The sequence below is a fragment of the Vibrio genomosp. F10 str. 9ZD137 genome, from assembly GCF_049974785.1.
Taxonomy (GTDB): domain Bacteria; phylum Pseudomonadota; class Gammaproteobacteria; order Enterobacterales; family Vibrionaceae; genus Vibrio.
Genome location: NZ_JBNGCJ010000042.1, coordinates 1 through 8,051, shown reverse-complemented (window position 1 = coordinate 8,051; position 8,051 = coordinate 1). Strand labels below are relative to the sequence as shown.

The following is an 8,051-nucleotide window of genomic DNA, read 5'->3' as shown; positions in this document are numbered from 1 at the left end:
CTTACAAAATCGGGCTTTGAGCTTACTCACAACAGTTTCTTTGACACCATCACATTAAACACGGGTGATAAAACCGACGAGCTTTATGCAAAAGCTCAAGCAGCCGATATCAACTTGCGTAAACTTCCAAGCCAGATCGGTATCAGCCTCGATGAAACAACGACAACGGGTGATGTAGCGGCACTGTTTGCCATCTTCAATGTCAATGAAGACCTAAATGCTCTATCGAATGACATCGCCGACAATGAGTTTGCAGCTATTCCAGAAAACTGTCGTCGTGAATCCACTTACCTGACTCACCCTGTTTTCAACACGCATCACAGCGAAACGCAAATGATGCGCTACCTAAAACAGCTAGAGAACAAAGATTTCTCATTGACCCACGGTATGATCCCACTGGGAAGCTGTACCATGAAGCTCAATGCAGTAGCGGAAATGATTCCGGTGACTTGGCCTGAGTTTGGCGAGCTACACCCATTTGCACCATTAGAACAAGCGGCGGGTTACACGGCTTTAGCTCAAGATCTCAAAGAAAAGCTGTGTGAAATCACCGGCTATGATGATTTTTCACTTCAACCTAACTCTGGTGCTTCTGGTGAATACGCAGGCTTGATCGCGATTCAACGCTACCATGCCAGCCGAGGTGAAGGTCACCGTAACGTGTGTCTCATTCCGACTTCTGCGCACGGAACCAACCCTGCAACCGCTTCCATGGTTTCAATGAAAGTGGTTCTGGTAACCTGTGATGATGATGGCAACATCGACATGGCAGACTTAGCGGCTAAGATTGAGAAGCACCACGATAACCTTTCAAGCATCATGATCACTTACCCTTCAACACACGGTGTTTACGAAGAGCAAGTAAAAGAAGTGTGTGAAATGGTTCACGCCGCAGGCGGACAAGTCTACCTAGATGGCGCAAACATGAATGCACAAGTTGGTTTAACGTCTCCTGGTTTCATTGGCTCTGATGTATCACACCTGAACTTGCATAAAACATTCTGTATTCCACACGGTGGCGGTGGCCCTGGCATGGGACCAATCGGTGTTAAGTCGCACCTGGCACCATTCCTTCCAGGTCACATTGAAAATGGCTCTCAAGGAACCGATTATGCGGTTTCTGCTGCTGATTTAGGCAGTGCATCGATTTTGCCTATTTCTTGGGCTTACATTGCAATGATGGGTGAACCGGGCCTAACCGAAGCGACCAAAGTTGCCATTCTGAACGCGAACTACGTGATGGAAATGCTTCGTCCTCACTACCCTGTTCTTTACCGTGGTACCAATGGCCGCGTAGCGCACGAATGTATTATTGATATTCGTCCGCTAAAAGAAGAAACCGGCATCAGTGAAGAAGATATCGCGAAACGCTTGATGGATTACGGCTTCCATGCCCCTACGATGTCGTTCCCTGTAGCGGGTACATTGATGATAGAGCCAACTGAATCTGAAGATTTAGAAGAGCTCGATCGTTTCTGTGAAGCAATGATTGCGATTCGCCACGAAATGACCGCGGTGAAAGAAGGCGCTTGGCCACTGGATAACAACCCACTTGTGAATGCACCACACACACAAGTCGATCTATCGAGTGAAGATTGGGATCGCCCATACTCACGTGAACTTGCGTGTTTCCCATCAAAGGCAACGAAGCAATCTAAATACTGGCCGACGGTAAACCGCGTTGACAACGTTCATGGGGATCGTAACCTGATCTGTTCATGCCCAAGTATCGAGAGCTACCAGTAAGCGCGAGTTATTATTTAAGTAAGTATCTTCTGATAGCAAAATCAAAAGGCGAACCCGAAATGGTTCGCTTTTTTGTTGGGTGAATGAGATATAGCGATATGTGATTAAAACCCAAATGGCGTTAACTTTGATAAATGCATGTGGAATGAGATACTCTATTTTGACGCCAATACAAACATGTGAATCTTGATGAAATACGAATCTTTTAACGACATTTATGACCGAGCCTGCCAACGAAAAGGCGGAGAGGAAGCGCTAGAGTCTCTGCTGGAAGAGCCGTTAAGCCGAGCGCAATTAGCCTCTATTTCTGATGATCGTTTCTTAGCGCAATTTACCCGATCCATCTTTCAGTCTGGATTTGTATGGCGAGTGATTCACAATAAGTGGCCATCATTTGAGGAAGTATTTTGGGAGTTCAATATCGAAAAGCTCTTACTGATGCCAAACGACATGCTAGAGCGTAAAAGCCAAGACAAGCGAATTGTACGTAATTTCACCAAAGTAAAAACGGTTATCGCGAATGCACAAATGATCCGAAATGTTCAATTAGAACATGGCAGCTTTGCCAGATTCATTGCGAACTGGCCTGAGGACGATATTGTAGGACTCTGGCTCTATCTAAAAAAACACGGTCAGCGCCTAGGCGGAAACACGGGCCCTTACGCACTTCGCCAGCTCGGTAAAGACACCTTTATTTTAAGCCGAGATATAGAAAGCTACCTGAGAGCACAAAATATCATCGAAGGCGGGCTTTACAGTAAGCGCAGTTTAGACGCGATTCAACTCGCCTTCAATCATTGGCAAAGCGAGTCTGGCCGCAGTTTAGGTGATCTCTCCCGTTTGATTGCATTCGGTGTTGGAGAGAATACCGTTCAAGCTTAATTTTTTCATGCCAAGTACTGTGATCTAAAGGAACTCATGTGATGTCTGAATCAAACCCATTAAGAAAATATTAAAAGGACACACACCACTATTAAAAGGACACACACCACAAAGAAAACATTGCCGATTCATCATTCAACCTACGCACTCTACCTTGAACCGATCAGTGTTTTAGTTGATAAAGCGCAGGTGCACGATGTCGCGGTTGATGCCATCGCAGAAGGCAGTTGGATAAGCTGCCGCTAATTCGACGTCGTATGTGGGCCAGATTGTGGCCCTTTCAATAAAGTGTAAGAAGTGACATGCCTAACCCATTCTCAATTCTTATTATCTATTGCAGATAAAGCTGACCCACCTCAAAGCGAACATAACTCAACAAGAATGATAATCATGGATGTATTCTACTGGTGCATCATTGCTGTCTTATCGATGTGCACAAATAATCTTAAGAAGAGCGAATTATGAACAACTTAGTTGAGCGTTTTCTCCGTTATGTGAGCTTTGAAACTCAATCTAACTCTGGTGTAAGCCAGTGCCCCAGTACGAATGGGCAAAGGGTACTTGCCGAGCAATTAGAGCGTGAACTTGTCGAGTTAGGTTTGGTTGACGTTGAGCTTGATAACCACGGCTACCTAATGGCGCGTTTACCCTCTAATGTTCGCCATGATGTCCCTGCTATTGGTCTAATTGCTCATATGGACACCGCGCCAGACGCGTCAGGGAAAGATGTAAAACCTCAAATCATTAAAAACTATCAAGGTGGCGATATTGCACTGGGTTCAAGCAATGAAGTGTTGTCGCCAGAACAATACCCTGATCTTAATACGTTGCATGGGCAAACACTTATCACTACCGATGGTACAACGTTGCTGGGCGCAGATAACAAAGCTGGCATTGCCGAGATCATTTCCGCAGTGGCTTATCTCATTGCCAACCCAAGTATTAAACACGGCGATATTTGTATTGGGTTTACTCCAGACGAAGAAATCGGTCGTGGTGCCAACTTATTTAATGTTGAAAAGTTTGGGGCAAAATGGGCGTATACCATTGATGGTGGCCCTGTAGGAGAATTAGAGTTTGAAAACTTTAATGCTACGTCGGCAGATGTAATTTGCCATGGTATTAATGTTCATCCTGGTACGGCAAAAAATAAAATGGTTAATTCAATGAACATTGCCGCTCAATTTCAATTAAAAATGCCGCCAAATGAAACACCAGAGTGCACTGAACATTATGACGGTTTTTATCACCTGACATCGATGGAAGCTTCGGTTGCGAAAACAGAACTTGGTTACATCATCAGAGACTTTGATCGTGACGGACTTGAGAAGCGTAAAGCCTTCATGCAGTATCAGGTTGATGAACTAAATCAGTCATTAGCGAAGGGGAGTGTTGAACTTATCCTTACTGACAGCTATTTCAACATGCGTGAAATGGTAGAGCCACATCAACATATTATTGAACTCGCGAAAGACGCCATGATTGCGTGTGGAATCGAGCCAGATATTAAACCAATTCGTGGGGGTACCGACGGCGCTCGTTTATCGTTTATGGGGTTACCTTGCCCAAACATCTTTACAGGTGGCTATAACTTCCATGGTATCCACGAGTTCATTTCTGTTGAAGGAATGGAAAAAGCCGTGCGCGTGATTGTGAAACTAGCGGAAAGAACATCAGAAAAATATCAATAGGCCTTGGTATCCATTGAAGAAATACACATAGAAGTACTAAAAAACCAGACCACTTCATCAAAAAGGCAAAAGGCAAGGGCGACCCTGATATTTCGTTCTGATTAGTAAACCAGCACAAAACACATAATATGATAAGATAAAAATGATATTTGGAATCAAAGGGTAAATGGGTATGTATATCGGTGAACTAGCAAAGAAATCTGGGGTAAGTATCAAAGCGATCCGACATTATGAAAGTATAGGCTTGGTTAAAACCCCAATCAGGCAAGGCCAGTATCGTATTTACGACACCAGCTACCTAGATGTTTTATCAATGATTAAACTAGCTAAGCAGCTTGGCTTTACCCTCGCGGAATTAAAAGAGATAGCGCAAGCCAAAACTCAACAAGGGCTGGTTCCGATGGATTTATTGGTGACCAAAATTAACAGTAAACGCGTCAACCTATTAGCGCAGCAAGAACAACTACAAGTAAAGCTACAAGGTTTAACTCAGCTTGAGCAAAATGTCGCGCACTACAACGCTTGTTTGTTAGAAAACTTATAAGAATGATCTATCCAAAAACCATGAGTCACTTCTGGTAAGCGGAGATTCCCTCGCCAGCACCATTTAGTGAAGCATAAGGAAACTCTGCCAACCAATGAACCTAACTTGGCACTAATTAAACAATAAGTGCTGCTGAAATCAACATTAAATATTCCTCATTGCCTGATGATATATCTTTAGCACCATGGTGCGAGGCAAAATCCGGTTAAGAAAGATGTAGAATTTGTTTTCACACAAAGGGATTTCACGAAGTTTACCGCTGAACATAGCTTTTAACCCCAACGTGGCAACTTGCTCTGGTGAAGTGCGGTTTTTACCAGCAAAGGTTCCTTTTCCTGACTTCGAGCTATCTTGGCCATCAAAGGTAAAAAAGGCGGTATCGGTGCGTCCTGGTGATAGGCAGGTGACAGTGACGTTTTGATCTTTCATTTCAACCGCTAGAGACTCCGTAATACTAGCTACGTAAGCTTTACTAGCGGCGTAGGCGGCCATGTAAGGCTGCGGCTGATAGGCTGCTGTAGAGGCGACATTCATAATATAACCTTGGCCTTGCCGTACCATGCTCTCGGCAAAGAACCGGCTTAGTTTGGTAACCGCAACCATATTTAAATGGAGCATGGCATCAACTTCTATTTCACTTAAGCTAAGATGTTGTCCATACAAACCAAAGCCAGCATTGTTAATGGCGACGTCGATTCTATCTGGATATTGGCTTAACTCAGTCAATAAGTGTTTTAGGCCTGTGCTTGTAGACAAATCGGCACTGATGGTTAGCGTGGCGCCATTTAAATTTGCTTGTAATTGATTAAGCCTGTTTTGATCACGACCATGTAAAATTAAGTTGTAGCCTTGCTCGTGCAATTGTCTTGCAAGTGCCAAACCAATGCCTGAAGTCGCGCCGCTGATAAATGCTGTTTTCATCTGTTTTCCCTTATGCTTTGTTGGTGTTCTTTCAATCTAAAGCCTCCCCTATAGGGGAGAGTCAAGGGACTTTTTTGCAAAAATAATTAACAAGGCCATCAATTAGTTTTTCAGATTCTTACAACACACACGCTAACAGTTGATCTTCCAGAGAATCATTCATTTGATCAGAGATCATCTCTATCCGACTTTCTAGGCAATCATCCAATTCGACTTCCGTCAGGTCATCACCGGTTAGGTTATAAGCAAAAACGCCTAAGTCGGTAATAAACACCGCTTTCATTCGCTCAACTCTTAATCCTACAAGTAAAGATGCCAGTTTTTGTCGGCTGAATACCTTACTGGGTGAGAATCGCCAGCCGATACTTTGAAACCCTTCTCCCTGGTTTTTGGCTTTGATAAAACCAGACTCCGGAATGGGTGTATCTGACACCAAGGGCCTAGCATGGCTATGGCTATGTTGATGCTCATGTTTATGCTGATTATCCTGTTGATGCGAACGGAATGAGCCAAACACCGTCTCCCCGACAAATTCTTCCCACGCGATTTCCCCATGCTGAGAAAAAAGCACGTGAGTACTGGGTTGACCATGTTGCTTCACGTAATCGATCAATCTTTTCTTATCGCTATCTTGGTAAAGATCCACCTTATTACCGACGACAGTGTCAGCGATGGATATTTGCTGATTGAAGGTATCGTGGCGGGTATAGCGTGAATCCGACAATTTTCGAGCATCGACGAGAGTCAGGGTTTTCTGAAGTGACAGTACTTCTCGGTAATGTGTAGATAGCAACACTTGAAGCACCTCTTTAGGGTGGCCAAGCCCCGTCGGTTCAATTAATAAACGATCGGGTTTCGCTTCAGACAATAACTGAGCTAACGCTATTTGCATGGGTAACCCAGCAGCGCAACACATACACCCTCCGGGCACTTCACGGATAAAGACCTTTTTCTCTTCATTATACTGGCCCTGGATGATGCTGCCATCCACACCAATCTCGCCAAATTCATTCACAAGAACGGCCCAACGTTCATCAGCCGGTTGGTGACGCATTAAATTTAAAATGGCTGAAGTCTTACCAACGCCCAAAAAACCCGTGATAATGTTCGTTGGTACCGACCGAATTGGACTCTGATTAGAACTCATTGATTATTCTCCTACCATCAACGTTTGTTGGGTTTATGACACGTGTACCCGCTATAGAAATGCCAACAGCTGATTGGGTAAATACACGGTCAGTCCGAGCTAACTTTACTTTAATGTTACGTTATAACATAACAATAAATTAGTTCAAGAAGACTAGATTGCCGGTTATTGTTTTGATGCTTGTGCTGATGATTATGTTAATGAATACGGCCCCAACAATGAGGCCGGAAAGTCATTAAACTTCTCTATACTTGTGCAGAATATGTTGAGGGATGTGGCAATAGTCATTCGGTCTCAAGGTCAACCGATCTTGATGCTCCTCATCACTTTTCACATAGTGAGATAATGGAAGCACCTCGATTACTATTTGCGCTGAATTTTCTTGGGTATTGATGTATCTCCGCGCGATGTCCAGATGTTTTTTGTGCCTACTGTAAACCCCTGTTCGATACTTTTTTCCTACATCTTGCCCTTGCTTATTCACGCTAAAAGGGTCGATGATTTCAAAAAAGTAAGCCATTAAGCGTGTGACTGAAACAATCGACGGATCAAACTGAGTTTTCACACACTCTGCATACCCGTCATAATCACCTAGGGTTGTATTGCTGCTACCATTTGCTCTGCCAGCTTCGGTAGAAATCACACCGGGTAAATGTCTCATAAATTCTTGAACACCCCACAGGCAACCACCAGCAAACACGATTTCTTCCATTTGTTCTCATTCTTTTATTTCTAATTTACAGCTAGAATTCGCTATTCTTGAACTCGATATGCTCAAAAACAATGAAGCTCAACGGTACCATGAGTCATTAAATTAAGCCCGTACTGCTCTCGTCTGCCACTGATTTAACCAGAAACAGAAGAGACCCAATGAGACACCCCAAAAAGCACTTCCTATTCCAAAAAATTCAATCCCTGAAGCCGTAAATAGAAACGTCAATAATGCGGCTTCTCTGGTATCACTATCTGCCATCGCAGTCGTTAAGCTATTCATCAATGCAGGCATAACGGCGAGACCCGCAATGGTCATCACCACAGCAGCCGGCACCGCACTAAATAGAGACACAAACGCCATGCCAAGCACGCCCGCGAGCAAGTAAAACACCCCCATGGAAATGGC

At 44.0% G+C, this 8,051-nt stretch carries 9 protein-coding genes; 5 read left to right on the top strand and 4 right to left on the bottom strand.

The features are described 5' to 3' along the window. From gcvP to ACP45E_RS00495, 5 genes are all read left to right on the top strand, one after another. Positions 1-1,746 (top strand): aminomethyl-transferring glycine dehydrogenase (gcvP, locus tag ACP45E_RS00515; RefSeq protein WP_069584583.1); only part of this gene is annotated, 1,746 nt, incomplete at its 5' end. Positions 1,747-1,935: 189 nt separating this feature from the next. Then, positions 1,936-2,628: a DNA-3-methyladenine glycosylase I gene (locus ACP45E_RS00510; protein WP_017037906.1), complete on the top strand. Its 693-nt coding sequence runs from the start codon at positions 1,936-1,938 to the stop codon at positions 2,626-2,628. Positions 2,629-2,748: 120 nt separating this feature from the next. Continuing rightward, entirely contained in the window at positions 2,749-2,874 is a 126-nt protein-coding gene (locus ACP45E_RS00505; protein ID WP_017037905.1) for a hypothetical protein, read from the top strand. A gap of 215 nt (positions 2,875-3,089) precedes the next feature. Further along, positions 3,090-4,319: a peptidase T gene (pepT, locus tag ACP45E_RS00500; RefSeq protein ID WP_017037904.1), complete on the top strand. Its 1,230-nt coding sequence runs from the start codon at positions 3,090-3,092 to the stop codon at positions 4,317-4,319. Between the two features lie 172 nt (positions 4,320-4,491). Continuing rightward, positions 4,492-4,863 (top strand): MerR family transcriptional regulator, encoded by a 372-nt coding sequence (locus ACP45E_RS00495; RefSeq protein ID WP_026026605.1) that lies wholly within the window; start codon positions 4,492-4,494, stop codon positions 4,861-4,863. A 144-nt stretch (positions 4,864-5,007) separates the two neighbouring features. On the opposite strand, the gene ACP45E_RS00490 is transcribed toward ACP45E_RS00495, so the two are convergent. From ACP45E_RS00490 to ACP45E_RS00475, 4 genes are all read right to left on the bottom strand, one after another. Further along, positions 5,008-5,784 (bottom strand): SDR family NAD(P)-dependent oxidoreductase, encoded by a 777-nt coding sequence (locus tag ACP45E_RS00490; protein ID WP_017037903.1) that lies wholly within the window; start codon positions 5,782-5,784, stop codon positions 5,008-5,010. 118 nt (positions 5,785-5,902) lie between these two features. Then, entirely contained in the window at positions 5,903-6,931 is a 1,029-nt protein-coding gene (locus ACP45E_RS00485; RefSeq protein WP_017037902.1) for a CobW family GTP-binding protein, read from the bottom strand. 235 nt (positions 6,932-7,166) lie between these two features. Beyond that, the gene (locus ACP45E_RS00480) at positions 7,167-7,643 is read right to left on the bottom strand and encodes a peptide-methionine (S)-S-oxide reductase (RefSeq protein WP_017037901.1); all 477 of its coding nucleotides are present in this window, start codon (positions 7,641-7,643) and stop codon (positions 7,167-7,169) included. A gap of 102 nt (positions 7,644-7,745) precedes the next feature. Continuing rightward, a partial coding sequence (locus ACP45E_RS00475; RefSeq protein ID WP_198927661.1) for a benzoate/H(+) symporter BenE family transporter occupies positions 7,746-8,051 on the bottom strand: 306 nt, incomplete at its 5' end.